Source organism: Salinithrix halophila (genome assembly GCF_042650125.1).
Lineage (GTDB): Bacteria > Bacillota > Bacilli > Thermoactinomycetales > DSM-45169 > Salinithrix > Salinithrix halophila.
On the sequence record NZ_JBHSAP010000018.1, the window covers coordinates 113,082 to 130,452 of the forward strand.

The 17,371-nt window shown below is 52.9% G+C and carries 12 protein-coding genes and 4 pseudogenes; 14 read left to right on the plus strand and 2 right to left on the minus strand.

The features are described from left to right. Positions 1-51 precede the first annotated feature (51 nt). Both ACFOUO_RS13560 and ACFOUO_RS13565 read right to left on the minus strand, forming a co-directional pair. Positions 52-1,290 carry a HAMP domain-containing sensor histidine kinase gene (locus tag ACFOUO_RS13560; RefSeq protein ID WP_380705686.1) on the minus strand — a complete coding sequence of 413 codons (1,239 nt, stop codon included), beginning with the start codon at positions 1,288-1,290 and terminating at the stop codon, positions 52-54. A gap of 81 nt (positions 1,291-1,371) precedes the next feature. After that, on the minus strand, positions 1,372-2,052 hold the full coding sequence (locus ACFOUO_RS13565; RefSeq protein WP_380705687.1) for a response regulator transcription factor: 681 nt from the start codon (positions 2,050-2,052) through the stop codon (positions 1,372-1,374). A gap of 275 nt (positions 2,053-2,327) precedes the next feature. Between ACFOUO_RS13565 and dprA the strand changes: the two genes are divergently transcribed. The 14 genes and pseudogenes from dprA to ACFOUO_RS13630 all read left to right on the plus strand — a co-directional run bounded on the left by dprA (position 2,328) and on the right by ACFOUO_RS13630 (position 17,370). Beyond that, positions 2,328-3,425 (plus strand): DNA-processing protein DprA, encoded by a 1,098-nt coding sequence (dprA, locus tag ACFOUO_RS13570; RefSeq protein WP_380705688.1) that lies wholly within the window; start codon positions 2,328-2,330, stop codon positions 3,423-3,425. A 294-nt stretch (positions 3,426-3,719) separates the two neighbouring features. After that, on the plus strand, positions 3,720-5,798 hold the full coding sequence (topA, locus tag ACFOUO_RS13575; protein WP_380705689.1) for a type I DNA topoisomerase: 2,079 nt from the start codon (positions 3,720-3,722) through the stop codon (positions 5,796-5,798). 349 nt (positions 5,799-6,147) lie between these two features. Beyond that, positions 6,148-6,687 (plus strand): ATP-dependent protease subunit HslV, encoded by a 540-nt coding sequence (gene hslV / locus ACFOUO_RS13580; protein WP_380705690.1) that lies wholly within the window; start codon positions 6,148-6,150, stop codon positions 6,685-6,687. Positions 6,688-6,689: 2 nt separating this feature from the next. Then, positions 6,690-8,111 carry an ATP-dependent protease ATPase subunit HslU gene (gene hslU, locus ACFOUO_RS13585; protein ID WP_380705691.1) on the plus strand — a complete coding sequence of 474 codons (1,422 nt, stop codon included), beginning with the start codon at positions 6,690-6,692 and terminating at the stop codon, positions 8,109-8,111. A 20-nt stretch (positions 8,112-8,131) separates the two neighbouring features. Beyond that, the gene (codY, locus tag ACFOUO_RS13590; protein ID WP_380705692.1) at positions 8,132-8,908 is read left to right on the plus strand and encodes a GTP-sensing pleiotropic transcriptional regulator CodY; all 777 of its coding nucleotides are present in this window, start codon (positions 8,132-8,134) and stop codon (positions 8,906-8,908) included. Between the two features lie 557 nt (positions 8,909-9,465). Beyond that, positions 9,466-9,874, plus strand: a pseudogene (locus tag ACFOUO_RS13595) (hypothetical protein); the annotation flags it as partial. Between the two features lie 62 nt (positions 9,875-9,936). Continuing rightward, positions 9,937-10,299, plus strand: a pseudogene (locus ACFOUO_RS16615) (hypothetical protein); the annotation flags it as partial. A 1,011-nt stretch (positions 10,300-11,310) separates the two neighbouring features. Beyond that, positions 11,311-12,387: pseudogene (locus ACFOUO_RS13600) on the plus strand (tetratricopeptide repeat-containing glycosyltransferase family 2 protein); the annotation flags it as partial. Positions 12,388-12,441: 54 nt separating this feature from the next. Further along, a pseudogene (locus tag ACFOUO_RS13605) lies at positions 12,442-13,143 on the plus strand (sulfotransferase family protein); the annotation flags it as partial. Positions 13,144-13,410: 267 nt separating this feature from the next. Beyond that, positions 13,411-14,109: a 30S ribosomal protein S2 gene (gene rpsB, locus ACFOUO_RS13610; protein WP_380705693.1), complete on the plus strand. Its 699-nt coding sequence runs from the start codon at positions 13,411-13,413 to the stop codon at positions 14,107-14,109. A gap of 154 nt (positions 14,110-14,263) precedes the next feature. After that, a complete protein-coding gene (tsf, locus tag ACFOUO_RS13615) occupies positions 14,264-14,914 on the plus strand; it encodes a translation elongation factor Ts (RefSeq protein ID WP_380705694.1) in 651 nt (216 codons plus the stop codon). A 114-nt stretch (positions 14,915-15,028) separates the two neighbouring features. After that, positions 15,029-15,754: a UMP kinase gene (gene pyrH / locus ACFOUO_RS13620; RefSeq protein ID WP_380705695.1), complete on the plus strand. Its 726-nt coding sequence runs from the start codon at positions 15,029-15,031 to the stop codon at positions 15,752-15,754. Beyond that, positions 15,754-16,311: a ribosome recycling factor gene (frr, locus tag ACFOUO_RS13625; protein WP_380705696.1), complete on the plus strand. Its 558-nt coding sequence runs from the start codon at positions 15,754-15,756 to the stop codon at positions 16,309-16,311. Before pyrH ends, frr begins: the two co-directional genes overlap by 1 nt. A 273-nt stretch (positions 16,312-16,584) precedes the next feature. Then, positions 16,585-17,370: an isoprenyl transferase gene (locus ACFOUO_RS13630; RefSeq protein ID WP_380706253.1), complete on the plus strand. Its 786-nt coding sequence runs from the start codon at positions 16,585-16,587 to the stop codon at positions 17,368-17,370. Position 17,371: the final 1 nt, after the last annotated feature.

Below are 17,371 nucleotides of genomic sequence, written 5' to 3' on the forward strand. Positions count from 1 at the left end.
ACGGTTCTTTCATTTTAGTGAAAGGGAAACTTACCTTTTCGTAAGGTTGATTCAGTCGGTATGTTTAAAGAAAGTGATTGTAAATTGGGTCCCTTCGCCCAATTGGCTCTTTGCGCGAATAACACCGTGGTGTTTTTCAATGATGGTTTTGGCTAAGGATAATCCGATCCCAATCCCCTTTCCACCATGGGCTCTGTAAAAGCGTTTGAAGATATGGGGCAAATCCTTCGGGGAGATCCCTTTTCCGTGATCCTGGATTATGACGGTGACAGCGACCGGGTTTTCATCCAGGAGAATCTCGATGGTGCCCCCGACTTCGGTATGTTCCACACAGTTTTTAAGGATGTTCGAAAAAGCTTCTGACAACCATTCCATATCCAACAAAAACGCCATCTCTCTTTTTGGTTCATGGAACTGTAAGGTTTGTTGCTTCTGATTGATGGCGGGTTGCAGGCTGGCGATACTTTGTTCAATCGGCTCCCGAATCGGCCGTAGGCGTTTATTAAATTGAATCGAGCCCGCTTCCATCTTGGCAGTCTTGAGCAGGGAAAGGATTAGCCATTCCATTCGGTCTAACTGCTCTTTATTATTTTGTAAAAATTCCTTTCTCTTTTCAGGGGGGACTTCTCGATTCAACAAAATGTCATTCAAAAGAAGAAGGGATGATAAAGGGGTTTTAATTTGGTGGGAAATATCGGACAGGGTTTCCTTGAGGAAGAGTTTTTCCTGCGAAAGTTTTTCGATGGTTTCCTTCAAGCGATTGCTCATGTTGTTAAAGTGATGGACCAAACTGCCATACTCTCCTTCACCACTGTCGGGAAGATACCGGAAGTTCCCTTCCACCGCTTGTTGGGCCTGATCCGAGATTCGCTTCATGTTATGGAAGACTTTCCGAAATTCAATGAAGACCAACAATAATAAGGCCAAGGTATTCAAAAGGAAAAAGGAAAGATAGAGGATGTTTGCCCTTTGATATAAGGTATGGATATAAGGAATGGCTTTGGGGGTTAACTTTTCGTCATAACCGTATTGCTTTGTGATGTTTTCCCCTGATTGTATTTCTGCTTCCGTCGGTGTTTTCGTAAAAAAACCGATGATTTCATTTTCCATATCAGGTTCATGTTGCAGAATTTGTCCGATGACAGCGGTATTTTGTCGCAGCACGTCTTTTTTAAACGTCTCGAGTTGCCATTGAAAAACCACCCAACCAACAATCAACAGGATGATTTGAAGCAGGACCCATTTGAAGATTAACCCTTTAATTTCCGGATTGCGAAAAAACTTTTCCACCTTGTCCCATCTCCTATAAAGAAGATTGTTCGTTCATATACAAGCGTGACGTGGTTTCGATGTTCAGCGAGTCGTATCGGTTTAGATGGTACCAAATTTGTAACCCACGCCTCGGATCGTCAGGATATACACCGGGTTTGTCGGATCATCTTCGATTTTCCCTCTAAGTCTGCGGATATGGACGGACAAGGTATTGTTATCGATAAATTCTCCGGAGGAATCCCAAATTTTATCCAATATTTGATGGCGTGTCAGGACTTGTTGACGATTTTTTGCTAAAGTGACCAGCAGTTTGTATTCAATAGGAGTTAGGAAGACATCCTTTCCGTTCTTAAGCACTTTGTGGTTGGCAAAATCAATCACGAGATCTCGAAAGTGCATTTTTTTATTCTGATTAACCATCCGGTTCCTTCGAATAGTTGCCTTGATTCTGGAGACCAATTCTTTTACGCGAAAGGGTTTGGTGATGTAATCATCGGCTCCGAGATCTAAACCCCGAACAATATTGACTTCATCATCGTTGGCTGTCAGAAAGATGATCGGCGTTTCATCAGTTTCTCTTATTTTTTTACATAAATCATAGCCATTACCATCGGGTAACGAAATGTCAAGCAAAATTAAATCGAAGGATTTTTCTTGATGGAGTTGGTACCCTTCTTCCACTGAGTGAGCCACTTCGACTTTCATATCCTCATCTTCCAAGGTGTATTGGATGCCGAGTGCCAAAGTCTGATCATCTTCAACGAGTAAGATTTTTTCCATCACACACCCACCTTTCATATGACTCGTTGTTGTTAGTGTATCGCCGGAGTCCTTTATAGGGAAGTATTGCTTACTTGTTTTACGCGGATACCCGGGTATAAGAAGAGACGAGTTCGAGGTCTTCAATCCCTGCAAATTTGTTTTGGTACTTTGTGGAATGCAGGGGCCCTGTCGGAGGGGTGCAGAATTTGCCAATTTTTATCAGATGATGTAGACAGGGGGTGTTGAACCGCTTACAATCAACATGGGCACAGGTTGAAAAGGGAGGGATGGCGGTGACAGCGTGGGGAGCCCGTGACGGCTTAGTCGCCCTGCATCAGATTCAGGGGGTGGGCTGGCATACCATCGATGCCTTGTTACGCGCAGGGTGGGACCCGGCGCGTCCTTTGGAGGCATCCGGTCATGCACTGGAGCGCGTCCAGTGGAGGCGAAAAGAAGTTCCCGGGAGTATTCGGAAGAAGTGGACCGCTCCTTTTGTCAGGAAAGTACAGGAGGAGCTGGCTCGGCGGACAATCCAAACCCTGACCGTTTGGGATGATGATTATCCGGATCGCCTTCGAGAGCTTCCCCAGCCACCCTGGGTCCTTTACCTAAAGGGGGACCCCTCTTTGCTGACCCATCCGTGTCTAGCGGTGGTCGGAACGAGAAAGCCCACTTCCTATGGGAAACAAGCGACGGCCAAGCTGGCAGCGGAGACAGCTTCCCGTGGTTGGACGATCGTGAGCGGATTGGCAGCCGGGATCGATGGGGAAGCCCATCGGGCGGTGCTGCAAAGGGGAGGGCGGACAGCAGCGGTCCTAGGGTGCGGAGTGGATGTGGTCTATCCAAAACATCACCGATCGCTTTATGAACAGTTGGTTGCTGAAGGAGTCGTCCTGTCAGAAGCGCCCCCCGGCGTTGCGCCTCGACCGGGTCTCTTTCCTCAACGAAACCGGATTATCAGCGGCCTTTCCCATGGTGTATTGGTGGTGGAGGCGGCGGAACGCAGCGGTTCACTCATCACCGCTGATTGCGGGATGGAACAGGGCAGGGAGGTGTTCGCCGTGCCGGGACCGATTACTTCGTCCCAGAGTATGGGCAGCAACCGCCTGATTCAACAGGGAGCGAAATGTGTGCTGACTTCGGTGGATATTCTGGAAGAATTCCCTCATATTCCGGAGTTGCCCAGGGAGGATATTCGGGAAGAGGAGCCGGAAGAGCTATCCGAAGAAGAAAGTCAAGTGTTCCGCTTTTTCGAAGAAGGTCCTCTTTCCCTGGAGGAACTGACGACCTGTGCGGGAATCCCGCTTGGAGACCTTCACCGCTTGCTTTTAGCCCTACAGGTGAAGAAAAGGCTACGCCAACTGCCGGGAGCTCGTTTTGAACGGGTCTGAAGCGATCCAACTCGGAAACTCTTTTCCTACATAAAGAAGCCCGGTGTATCCGGAAGGAAAAAGCCTCTTTCTGGATTTCCGGGCCCCATGCGTGGTATGGTACAAAAGCGAGGCTTCAGCCTGGTGTGAGCGGGATGGATTAGATGATATTGCCTTTATGACCAAAAATTTGGTATGGTACTGATTAAGGTTCTTCCCGTTTTCTGTGTGTAGGCGGGGGTCTGGCAGGGAATCATGCTGTACATCATGGAACCAGCAGTCGTTTTTGGAACTAGTGAGAGGGGAGGACGCGGGATGGCTGATTCTCTCGTCATCGTTGAATCGCCCGCCAAAGCCAAAACGATCGGCAAATACTTGGGGAAGAAATTTATCGTCAAGGCGTCGATGGGGCATGTGCGGGATCTGCCCAAGAGCCAATTGGGTGTGGATACGAACAACCATTTTGAACCGAAATACATTACGATCCGTGGAAAAGGGGATGTCCTCAAGGAGTTGAGGGACGCTCGGAAAAAAGTGAAGCACGTCTACCTTGCCGCTGACCCTGACCGGGAAGGGGAAGCGATCGCTTATCATCTCGCCCATAGCCTCAACCTGGAAGTGGACGAGGAATGTCGGGTGGTCTTTAATGAGATCACCAAACAGGCAGTGAAGGAAGCCTTTAAACATCCACGAAAGATTAACATGGATCTGGTGAAGGCCCAACAAGCGCGGCGTATCTTGGATCGGTTGGTCGGATACGGGATCAGCCCGGTGTTATGGAAAAAGGTGAAGAAAGGCCTTTCTGCCGGTCGAGTACAGTCTGTCGCCGTCAAGATGGTCATTGACCGGGAAAACGAGATCCGCAACTTCCAACCGGAAGAGTATTGGACGGTTACCGTTACCTTACTTACTGAAACGGACACCTTTGAAGCAAAATTCCACGGCTATGGTAACAAGAAAGCGGAATTGAAAAATGAAGCTGATGTGAAAAAGCTGCTGGAAGAGGTTAAAGGAAAGCGCTATACCGTTGAGGACGTAAAGAAGAGTGAAAGACGGCGTAACCCGGCACCTCCATTCATCACCAGCTCCCTTCAACAGGAAGCGGCCCGGAAGCTCAACTTCCGCGCGGCCAAGACCATGGCCGTCGCTCAGCAGTTATATGAAGGGGTGGATCTCGGCAAGTCCGAAGGGGGAACCGTTGGTCTGATCACCTATATGCGGACGGATTCCACCCGGATCTCACCGACTGCCCAGGAAGAGGTGCAGGGTTACATTGGGGACAATTTTGGTAAAAATTACCTACCTTCGAAACCCCGCGCCCATAAGGCCAAAGCGGGTGCTCAGGATGCTCATGAAGCGATCCGTCCCACCTCTGCTCTACGGACTCCTGATAAGATGAAGCCCCATCTCAGTCGGGATCAACACCGGCTTTATAAGCTGATTTGGGAGAGGTTTGTCGCCAGCCAGATGGCACCGGCGGTGTTGGATGCTATCTCCGCTGATATACGGGCGGGGGAGGCTCTTTTCCGGGCAACGGGTTCCAAAGTGAAGTTCCCTGGGTTTATGAAGGTGTATATAGAAGGGGACGACGATAAGAAAAAAGAGGATGATAAGTACCTGCCCGCGTTGGAACCCGGACAAAAACTGAAGAAGAAAGCGATTGATCCCAAACAGCACTTCACCCAACCGCCACCGCGTTATACCGAAGCTCGTTTGGTTAAGACACTAGAAGAAAAAGGGATCGGTCGGCCCAGCACCTACGCTCCCACTCTGGATACGATCCAGAAACGGGGATATGTGATGTTGGAGGATAAACGTTTTGTTCCCTCGGAGCTGGGCGAGATCGTCATTTCGCTGATGGTGGAGTTCTTTCCCGAAATCCTCGATGTCGAGTTCACAGTTAATATGGAAGAAAAATTGGATCATATCGAGGACGGCAAAGTCAATTGGGTGGAGATCCTGGAGCGTTTTTACGAGAAATTTGAAAAACGGCTGGAAGTGGCGGAAGAAGAAATGAAAGAGGTAGAAATCCGCGACGAGGTTTCCGATGAAAACTGCGAGAAATGTGGAAATCCAATGGTTTATAAATTCGGCCGCTATGGAAAATTCCTTGCTTGCTCCGGGTTTCCCGACTGCCGCAATACCAAACCCATCGTCAAATCCACAGGAGTTACCTGTCCCAAATGCGAAAAAGGAGAGGTTGTGGAACGAAAGAGTAAAAAGCGGCGAACTTTTTACGGATGCGATCGTTATCCGGATTGCGATTTTGTCTCCTGGGACAAACCGATCCCTCGTCCCTGTCCCAAGTGCAACCATATGCTAGTGGAGAAGAAGAGGAAAAAAGGGACGCTCATCCAGTGCGTGCAATGCGATTTCCAGGAGGAGAAGAACTGAGCCAGCGACAGGGAGGCCTTTATCTCCCGAAGCTCGGCTTTACCGCAGGGGGATCCTGGGACACGGCCCGATGGAACAGGCCGTGTCTAAGCGGCGGACAAACATTCAGAATATTTTATCCATCGGGCACAATTCGCCTTGCGACGGTAAAAGCGGTATGATACGATGAGATGGAGTTTGGGAGAGCATCTCCTCCATGAATTACATATCACGGATCCGGGAATGGAACAGCAACGGCGTCTTTTTGTCTCGCTGTTTTTTTCATAGGAGAGCGGTCCAAGGTATTTCATTTTCTCAAGGATAGGAATGGGCTATGGGATCGATGGAAGCCGAAATGAGGAGGAAAAGGATGGGAACTTTTCACGCAACCACCATCTTCGCCATCCGGAAGGAAGGCGCCGGTGCGATCGCCGGTGATGGTCAGGTCACCTTCGGTAACCAGATGGTGATGAAGCATTCGGCCAAGAAGGTGCGCCGGCTTTATCGGGGCCAGGTGGTGGCCGGCTTTGCCGGGTCGGTGGCCGACGCGGTCACCCTGTTCGAGAAATTCGAAGGCAAGCTGGAGGAGTACCACGGTAACCTGCCCCGTGCTGCCGTGGAACTGGCCAAAGAGTGGCGGGCAGATAAGGTTCTTCGCAGGCTGGAAGCGATGTTGGTCGTGATGGATAAAAACGATCTGCTCTTGGTGTCCGGTACCGGCGAGGTAATCGAGCCGGATGATGGGATGCTGGCGATCGGCTCTGGGGGAAGCTACGCCCTGTCGGCAGGCCGGGCCCTCGCCCGCCATGCCAAAGATCTCTCGGCTAAAGAGATCGCCGAAGCGGCTTTGACAGTTGCCGGGGAAATCTGCGTCTTTACCAACGACCAAATTGTTGTGGAGGAGGTATAGCCGTGGCCAGCAACCATCCCAACCCAAAACAAGAATGGACACCGCGGAAAATCGTGGCGGAATTGGATAAATACATCATTGGCCAACATAACGCCAAACGGGCGGTAGCGGTCGCTCTTCGCAACCGGTACCGCCGTACCCTGCTGCCGGAAGATCTCAGAGACGAGGTGGTACCCAAAAATATTTTGATGATGGGGCCCACTGGTGTCGGGAAGACGGAGATCGCCCGTCGGCTCGCTAAGTTGGTCGGGGCACCCTTCGTCAAGGTGGAGGCGACCAAATTCACCGAGGTGGGGTATGTAGGCCGAGATGTTGAATCCATGGTCCGGGATCTGGTGGAAACCGCGATTCGTATTGTTAAAGCAGAGAAAATGGAAGAAGTGAAAGAAAAAGCGGAAGAAATGGCTGATGAACGCATCGTTTCCATTATGGTCCCTGCGGGGAGTGGGCCCAACACCTTCAAGAACCCCCTGGAAATGTTCTTCAATCAAAATTCCTCTGGAAACCGGACCACCGACCGGGAAGATACGGACAAAAACCGGCAGCTGGAACAACGGCGGCGCCAAGTGCGTTTCCAACTGAAAAGCGGCCAGCTGGAGGATGAAGTGATTGAGATCGAGGTGGAGGATGCCCCTCCTATGCTCGACATGTTCGCCGGGTCCGGGGCGGAACAGATGGGGATTAACATGCAGGAGATGCTGGGCCAGTTCATGCCCAAAAAAACGAAGAAACGCCGTCTGCCCGTGAAGGAAGCGCGCAAGGTCTTGATCCAGGAAGAGGGGCAAAAACTGATCGATATGGATCAAGTTCAGCAGGAATCCCTCAACCGGGTTGAAGAATCGGGGATTATTTTCATCGATGAAGTGGATAAAATTGCAGGTAAGGACCAACGGGGTGGTCCTGATGTTTCCCGGGAAGGAGTGCAACGGGATATCCTGCCCATCGTGGAAGGTTCGACCGTCATGACCAAATACGGCCCGGTAAAGACGGATCATGTCCTGTTCATCGCAGCCGGGGCCTTTCACACGGCTAAACCGTCGGACATGATCCCGGAGTTGCAAGGCCGATTTCCGATTCGGGTCGAATTGAACGACCTGACGGCTGAGGATTTCGTCCGTATCCTGACGGAGCCCAAAGGGGCGTTGTTGAAGCAATACACGGCCCTTTTGGGAACGGAAGGCATTCGGGTTGCTTTTACGGAAGAAGGCATCGAGGAAATTGCCCGTTTGGCGGCGGAGGTGAACCGGGGAACTGAAAATATTGGAGCCCGCCGCCTTCAGACGATGTTGGAGCGTCTCCTCGAGGAACTCTCCTTCGAAGCCCCGGATATCACCCTGGACGAAGTGAAAATCACACCCGACTATGTGAAACAACGCCTCGCCACCATCGTCGAAAATCGGGACCTTTCCCAGTATATTTTATAGAGGAAGAAGAGGGATCGATCATGGATTTGCTCAGTAAAGCGCGGGAGATCAATCGTCTCCTACAAAAAACCGGCGGACAAGCCGTCAGCTTTATGGAAATGGCGGAAGTCCTTCGGGATGTGATCGTCGCCAATATCTACGTGGTCAGCCGCAAAGGGAAAATTCTCGGCTTCGGCGTTGCCCAGGAACATGACGCTGATGAGATGCATCAAGGTGTGCTGAAGGAAGGACGTCTGCCCGATGATTACAACGAACTGATCAAGTCGATTGGGGAGACTTCTGCCAACCTGGACGAGACGAGCGAATACAGTTTTACCCACCAGGTACAGGGCCACGAGCATCGCTATACCACGATTGTACCGATTATCGGTGGCGGGGATCGCTTGGGAACGCTCCTTTTAACTCGCTTCGACCAACCCTTCGTTAATGATGACCTCATCTTGGCGGAATACGGGGCGACGGTCGTCGGGATGGAAATTTTGCAGATGAAGGCAGAGGAAGCGGAAGAGGAAGCCCGTAACCGAGCTGTCGTTCACTTGGCTGTCGGTTCTCTTTCCTATAGTGAACAGGAAGCAGTGGAGCATATCTTCGCCGAATTGGAAGGAACCGAAGGGATTCTCGTGGCCAGCAAGATTGCCGACCGGGCGGGGATCACCCGTTCGGTGATTGTTAACGCCCTCCGTAAGCTGGAGAGTGCCGGGGTCATCGATTCCCGTTCACTCGGGATGAAGGGAACGCACATCAAAATCCTGAACGAGAAACTGTTACCGGCTCTGGAGAAATTGAGAGGATCATAACTCGAGAAGACATCTTTGCCCCAAATGAAAATAAGCGAGGCGTTTACCGTTCCCTGTATCTTCCTTCCTGATTAAGTATGTGTGAGGAAAAGTTATAGAGGTTCTTTTCCTCACTTTCTGGAAGGAGGTTGATAGTGCCTTTGAAACGACGCAAATCGAAAGGTCTTTTTAGCCTTTTGCCGTGTGATTGTTTCTTTACATGTCCCACGGGTGCCACGGGTGCTACAGGCGCTACGGGCGCTACGGGCGCTACGGGTGCCACGGGTGCCACGGGTGCTACGGGTGCTACGGGCGCTACGGGCGCTACGGGTGCCACGGGTGCCACGGGTGCTACGGGTGCTACGGGCGCTACGGGTGCCACGGGCGCTACGGGTGCTACGGGTGCCACGGGCGCTACGGGCGCTACGGGTGCTACGGGTGCCACGGGTGCTACGGGTGCTACGGGTGCTACGGGTGCTACGGGTGCTACGGGTGCCACGGGTGCTACGGGTGCTACGGGTGCCACGGGTGCTACGGGTGCTACGGGTGCCACGGGTGCTACGGGTGCCACGGGTGCCACGGGCTCCACGGGTGCCACGGGCGCTACGGGTGCTACGGGTGCCACGGGTGCTACCGGCCCCACGGGCCCCACAGGCCCCACGGGCCCCACAGGTCCCACGGGCCCCACAGGCCCCACGGGCTCCACAGGCCCCACGGGCCCCACAGGTCCCACGGGCCCGACGGGCCCCACGGGCCCCACAGGCCCCATAGGTCCCACGGGTGCCACGGGCCCCACAGGTCCCACGGGCCCGACGGGCCCCACGGGCCCCACAGGCCCCATAGGTCCCACGGGTGCCACGGGCCCCACAGGTCCCACGGGTGCCACGGGCCCGACGGGCTCCACGGGCCCCACGGGCCCCACAGGTCCCACAGGCCCCACGGGCCCCACGGGCCCCACAGGCCCCACGGGCCCCACGGGCCCCACAGGCCCCACAGGTGCCACGGGTGCCACGGGCGCCACGGGTGCTACGGGTGCCACGGGTGCTACGGGCGCCACGGGTGCCACGGGTGCTACGGGTGCCACGGGTGCTACGGGTGCTACGGGTGCTACGGGTGCTACGGGCGCCACGGGTGCTACGGGCGCTACGGGCGCTACGGGCGCCACGGGTCCGACAGGCTCCACGGGTCCGACAGGTCCCACGGGTCCGACAGGTTCCACGGGTCCGATAGGTCCTACGGGTCCTACGGGTCCGATAGGTCCCACGGGTCCGATAGGCCCTACGGGTCCGATAGGTCCTACGGGTCCGATAGGTCCCACGGGTCCGATAGGCCCTACGGGTCCGATAGGTCCCACGGGTCCGATAGGCCCTACGGGTCCGACAGGTCCCACGGGTCCGACCGGCCCTACGGGTCCTGCCCCCACTTTGGACCTTGCCTATCTATACGATGATACTGAACAGGTTATCGCCCCTGGAGGAACCATTTCCTTTGCGAACAACGGGGTGGTCATCGGTACCTCGATCACTCACGTCCCAGGCTCCGCAGAAATCGTTTTGGCACCGGGTGTGTACTCGTTTAGGTTCATGGCGACTGTAGATGCACCAAGCCAGCTCGCCGTGCATCAGGATGGGCTTCCCGTTCCCGGTGGAAGATTCGGGATGGACTCAGCCAATGACCAGAATAGTGGGGAGGTCATCCTGACCGTTTCGGGGACATCCGTTTTGACTCTTGTGAATGATAATTCGAGCACTCCGTTGGGTTTGCTGACCACCGCCGGAGGAATCAACCCGGCAATCTCGGCGGCCGTAACCGTGGTGAAGCTTGGCTGAATCCGTTGTGCCCCTCCGCCCCGCCAGGAGGGAAGGGGCACAAAACCCAGTTCCAAACACTTGTTTGGGAACTGGGTTTTTTTATGTGCGTAAATGGTTGTCGGCATCTCCCTAATTTTCGCCAAATCCCTATGATCCCTCTCACTGTTTTTTGTTCTCCGACTACTATAACAATGGTGAAGGGAGAGCGAAGCCGCGAAGGGAGGGACTGAGGACGAAAAACAAGGGGTGAGCCGCTCGCGACTAGGGCGTGTCTGGTAAATCATAACGGGTGCGTCCGGGCCGGTGTGGTCGTCTTCGTTTCGTTGCAAAAAGCGCAAAGGCTCTCCGCCGACCACACCGGTCCTCCCCTATATCTCACAGGAATTTTAATTACCAGCCACAACCTAAGCGGCAGAGCTTCCCGTTGCATCCGGCTTTCACGAAGGCCGTTCGAGCCTGAAAGGTAGCCGGGCGTCAGTCCGCCAGCACCGAGAATCGTCTTATCCGCAGGATTTTCTCTTGCCAACCCTGTACGTCCCAGTGTTCAAGTGCAGCTCTATAATGTCGGAAAACGATCTCTTCCCGCCCGCAAAAGAGAAATGAGGTGATAGAGTGGTCACCATCAGCTTGTGTATGATCGTGAAAAATGAGGAAGAAGTGATCGGCAGGTGCCTGGGTTCCGTCGCGCCGGCAGTGGAAGAAATCGTGATCGTGGACACTGGGTCGACGGACCGGACACGGGAGATTGCCGGGGAGTATACGGACCGGATTTACTCTTTTGAGTGGTTGGACGATTTTGCCGCCGCCCGCAATTATTCCTTCAATCAAGCCACCCAGGAATATATTCTCTGGTTGGATGCCGATGATGTTTTATCGGAGGAAGATCTCGGCAAATTACTGGAATTGAAAGAGACGCTTGACCCGGGCGTGGACGCTGTGTCCATGGATTACCACCTGGCACTGGACGAACATGGGAACCCGGTTTTCCGGCTGAAACGGTACCGTTTGGTCAAACGGGCCGACCAATTCAAATGGATCGGGGCGGTCCACGAATACTTGGCCGTGGGAGGGACACTTTTTCACAGCGAGGTGGCCGTCATCCATCGGCCTGTGAAAGAGAAACAATCCGACCGTAACTTAAGGATTTATGAACGCCGCTTGGCCAAGGGGGGAGATTTTTCCCCGCGGGACTTGTTCTATTATGCCAATGAGTTACGGGATCACAAAAAATACCGTCAAGCAATCGAAAACTATCAAAAATTCGTCGAGACGCCCGATGGATGGGTCGAAGATAAAATAAGTGCGTGTGAACGGATCGCCGATTGTTATCATGACCTGGGTGAGCCGGAAGAAGAAATGCGCTGGGCTTTGCGCGCTTTGCAGTTTGACGGGCCCAGAGCGGAATTGTGTTGCCGGCTGGGATATCACTATTTACGGCAGGGTTGGGTGGATACCGCTGTTTTTTGGTATAATTGGGCCACGCGTCTTGAAAGACCGAAAAACCATACAGCCCTGGTCAATGAAGCATGCCGGACGTGGCTGCCGCATATCCAGCTGTGTGTCTGCTATGATAAAAAAGGGGATTATCAACGGGCTTACGAGCATAATGAAACGGCACGCCAGTATTGTCCCCGAAACCCGATGATGCTCCGAAACAAACGATATTTGGAAGAAGTCCTGAACAGGCAGAAAATAAGCCGGTTGCTGGAGGAGGAACAAGAAGAGTTACGGCCGATTTTCATCGGCGGGGAAAGATGTTCCGGAACCGCGCTGATGGGGATCATGCTGGATAGCCATCCCCATATCGCATGTGGACCGGAAACACATTTTTTTCTCGACAGTCAGGTGGAGTTGTTGGGAAACCACCTTTCCCGGGTGTATGAAAGCCAAATACGCGAATACTACCCCTTTCCGGAACAAGCGATGGACAGCTGTTTGGCCTCCCTGTTACATCAGTTCCACGAACCTTACAGGAAGGTGAACCAAAAAAAGAGGTGGGCTGATCAATCCCCTTATAATATCCTGAAAATCGATTTTTTGCAGCGGTTGTTTCCGTACATGAAGTTTATTCATGTGATCCGTGACGGCCGGGACGTGGCCGCCTCTATGCTCGGGATGCCGGGGGTCTCCAAAAACATGGAGGAGGTCGCGTCCCATTGGGTTATGTGCATCGAGAAGGGAAAAGCGCATCGTCATCAACTCCATTATATGGAAATTCGATATGAAGACTTGGTATCCCAACCGGTGGAAACCTTAAAAAAAGTGTGCCGGTTTGTTAAAGAGCCTTGGAATGAGCACATGTTGCTCTATCACGAAATCTCTCATGAGCTCGGAGAAACATGTGATCTAGACAGAGGGAGGTGGGAAAGAGATCTATCCCCCGGGCAGCTTGAGACATTTATGAAGATTGCGGGAAAATGTCTCAGGGAATTGGGATATGATTGATACGGATGATAATAGAAGAGAAGAGAGGACAGCCCCGCTTGCACCCTGTAGGTGGCCTGACAAACTCATGATCCACACCGGGGAGAGAAACTGACTGTTCCGTGAAATGGAAGCTTGCGGGGGCTTCATCCTTGTGGTATATTAAACAACGGTGTGAACACACACGTCGGTGGATGTGGCCGGAGGGTGCTGCTCAGGGAAAATACCTGAGCGGCTTCCGGCACAGTGGAAGCTGGCGGAGGAAAAACCAAAGGAGGAATTTACACCATGGCAGTCGTTTCCATGAAACAACTCCTGGAGGCAGGCGTCCACTTCGGTCACCAGACCCGTCGTTGGAACCCCAAAATGGAGAAGTACATCTTCACTGAACGGAACGGAATTTACATCATCGACCTACAAAAAACGGTCAAGATGATGGAGGACACTTATAACTATGTACGTGAGCTGGCAGCTCGCGGTGGCAACCTGCTGTTCGTAGGGACCAAGAAACAGGCTCAGGATGCTGTTCGAGAAGAAGCAGAGCGTTCCGACATGTTCTTCGTCAACCACCGCTGGCTCGGCGGTACTTTGACCAACTTCCAGACCATCCGCAAACGGATTAACCGTCTGCATAAATTAGAAGCGATGGAAGAGGACGGCACCTTTGATGTGTTGCCGAAGAAAGAAGTTGTGATGTTGAAGAAGGAACAGGCCCGTCTCGAGAAATTCCTCGGCGGGATCAAGCATATGAAACAACTTCCGGATGCCGTCTTCATCATCGACCCGCGCAAAGAACGGATTGCCGTGGCGGAAGCCCGCAAGCTGGGGATCCCGATCATCGCCATCGTCGATACGAACTGTGATCCCGATGAGATCGATCACATCATCCCCGGCAATGATGATGCCATCCGTGCGGTGCGACTCTTCACTTCGAAGATGGCCGACGCTGTCCTGGAAGGGAAGCAGGGAGAACAGACCGCGTCCTGATCGATGCGCAAGAGGGGGTGGCCACGGTTGCGTGACCACCCTTTTTTTACGAATTAAAACCGGACCGTCGACAACGGGACCCTTCCAGAGGCCCTAAGCGCGGTTTGAGAGAGAACCATCCAACCCCAACGGGATCAAAAGGAGGAAATCTACGATGGCGATTACTGCCGCTCAGGTGAAAGAACTGCGCGAAAAGACAGGTGCAGGCATGATGGATTGTAAAAAAGTGCTGACAGAAGCCAACGGTGATATGGAGAAGGCGATTGAGTTGCTCCGTGAAAAGGGGCTCTCCAAGGCTGAGAAAAAAGCGGATCGCATCGCCGCTGAAGGGGTCGTTGAATCCTACATACACGCTGGCGGTCGCATCGGGGTGCTGGTCGAGGTCAACTGCGAGACGGACTTTGTCGCCAAAACTGATGACTTCCAGTCTTTCGTGAAGGATGTAGCGATGCAGATCGCCGCGATGGGCCCTCGGTACGTTCGCCGCGAAGAAGTGCCGGAAGAAGAAGTCAACAAAGAGCGAGAAATCCTTAAGTCCCAGGCCCTCCAAGAAGGAAAGCCGGAACATATCGTCGACAAAATGGTGGAAGGGCGCCTCGGCAAGTTTTATGAGCGGATCTGCTTGTTGGAACAACCTTTCATTAAGGACGGAGACAAAAAGATTGACGAGATGGTGAAGGAAAATATCGCGAAAATCGGGGAAAATATCTCCATCCGTCGCTTTGCCCGTTTCGAACTGGGTGAAGGCCTGGAAAAACGGGAAGACGACTTTGTCTCTGAAGTCATGTCCCAAGTCAAGAAGTAACGGGCAGCACAATGATTGGGAACACGGCGTGTTCCCTTTTTTTGCACACAGCCCGAAAAGGAAATCCTAACACCTTGTCGAATTCACTTAAGGGCTGGAAACGGAGGGAACGAGATGGAACGGCCGAGGTTCAAACGAGTTGTGCTGAAATTAAGCGGTGAGGCCCTCGCTGGGGAGCAGGGCTATGGGATTGATCCCAACGTGATTACCTCGATCGCCAAGCAGCTGAAAGAGGTTATCGAGCTGAATGTTGAGGTGGCGATCGTAGTCGGTGGGGGTAATATCTGGCGGGGAATGGCCGGCAGTGCCAAAGGCATGGACCGGGCGACGGCAGATTATATGGGGATGCTGGCAACGGTGATGAATTCCTTGGCATTGCAGGATGCCTTGGAAACTGCCGGGGTACCGACCCGTGTCCAGACTTCCATCGAAATGCGGCAGGTGGCTGAACCTTATATCCGACGGCGAGCCATCCGTCACCTGGAGAAGGGGCGCGTTGTCATCTTTGCCTCCGGGACCGGCAACCCTTATTTCTCAACGGACACAACAGCCGCCTTGCGTGCCGCGGAAATCGAGGCGGAGGTTATTCTCATGGCCAAGAACAAAGTGGACGGGGTCTACTCCGCTGATCCCAGCCGGGATCCTGACGCGGTCAAATATGAATCTCTCACCTACCTGGATGTTCTCAACCAAGGGCTGGGTGTGATGGACTCTACCGCTTCCACCCTCTGTATGGACAATGACATTCCGCTGATCGTATTCAGTATCGAAGACGACGGAAATATCCGGCGTGTAATCCTGGGTGAACAAATCGGAACCGTGGTTAGGGGGAATGCATGATGCTCAACACTGTAAAACAAGAGACAACGGAACGGATGGAAAAGACGATCCAGGCGTTGAAGCGAGATCTAGCCAGTCTGCGGGCGGGTCGGGCGACACCCAATCTGCTGGATAAAGTGACAGTGGAATACTATGGGAGTGAGATGCCGCTTAACCAGATGGCCAACATTTCCGCTCCGGAGCCCCGTCTGTTGATCATCCAACCCTGGGACAAGTCCGCCCTTTCCGATATCGAGCGAGCCATTTTGAAATCCGGACTGGGGCTGACCCCTAATAACGATGGCAACCTTATCCGGATTGCCATCCCGGCTCTGACGGAACAGCGGCGGGCCGAACTGGTTAAAGTAGTGAAAAAAACCGGAGAAGAGACCAAAGTAGCTGTTCGAAACATCCGGCGTGATGCCAATGATGATGTGAAGAAGCTGGAAAAGGGCGGGGAAATTTCTGAGGATGACGCCCGTCGGGGGCAGGAAGAAATCCAGAAATTGACCGACCGTTTTATCAAAGAAGCCGATCAATTGGTGGAATCGAAAGAGAAAGAGATCATGGAAGTCTGACAAAATAGGGTACCCCCCTTCAACAATGAGGGGGTTTTCCTTTATTTATCGGAAGGGGACGAAAAGGGCAGCCCTCCATTTTCGGTAGAAAATAAGCCCAAAATATTGCATACTAGAGATGTGCCGGGGCTTGACCCCGGCATCGAACCGAAAAGGGTAAGAATGCGAGAGTTTGAGATCGGCGGACCGATCCCGCATGCGACACGAAATGACGAATGAGCGTACCCAATCTGATGGTTGCATTGGGACTGGACACCGGAGGAATGAATGACAATGATTCAACGATTGAAAAAATGGTTGGTCGGTTACCAAGCAGACGAAGACCATGGGGACCAAGAGCGTCTTGCCGCCCTGAAAGAGGGGCCGCTCCCCAGACACATCGCTATTATTATGGACGGAAACGGACGGTGGGCGAAAAAGCGGGGAATGCCCCGGATCGCCGGTCATCGGGCTGGAATGAAAACCGTCCGTGATATCACCCGGGCTGCGGATGACTTAGGCATCGAAGCCCTTACTCTCTATTCCTTTTCTACAGAGAACTGGAAGCGCCCTCAGGACGAAGTGAACTATCTGATGGGTTTGCCGGAAGAGTTTCTTCGCACTGATCTGGATGAGTTGGTGAGAAGGAATATCCGGGTCGGTATGGTTGGCTGTGAAGAAGGGCTTCCTCCTCATACCCTGAGAGCGATCCAGGGATTCAAAGAAGGGACGGCGGGAAATACCGGGATGATCCTTTCCTTCGCCTTGAATTATGGGGCCCGTACTGAAATCATTCATGGGATTCATCAGATTATAGATGATGTTAAATCGGGCAAGATGGATAAGGATGAGATCGATGAATCTGTTTTTGGCCAATATCTGTATACGGCGAATTTGCCTGATCCCGATTTGATGATCCGCACCAGTGGAGAAGTGAGGATCAGCAATTTTATGCTGTGGCAAATCGCATACAGTGAGTTTTGGTTTACCGATGTCCAATGGCCCGACTTTTCCCGGGAGACGTTTTATCAGGCCATTGAAGATTTTCAACGCCGTTCCCGCCGTTATGGGGCGGTGTGAC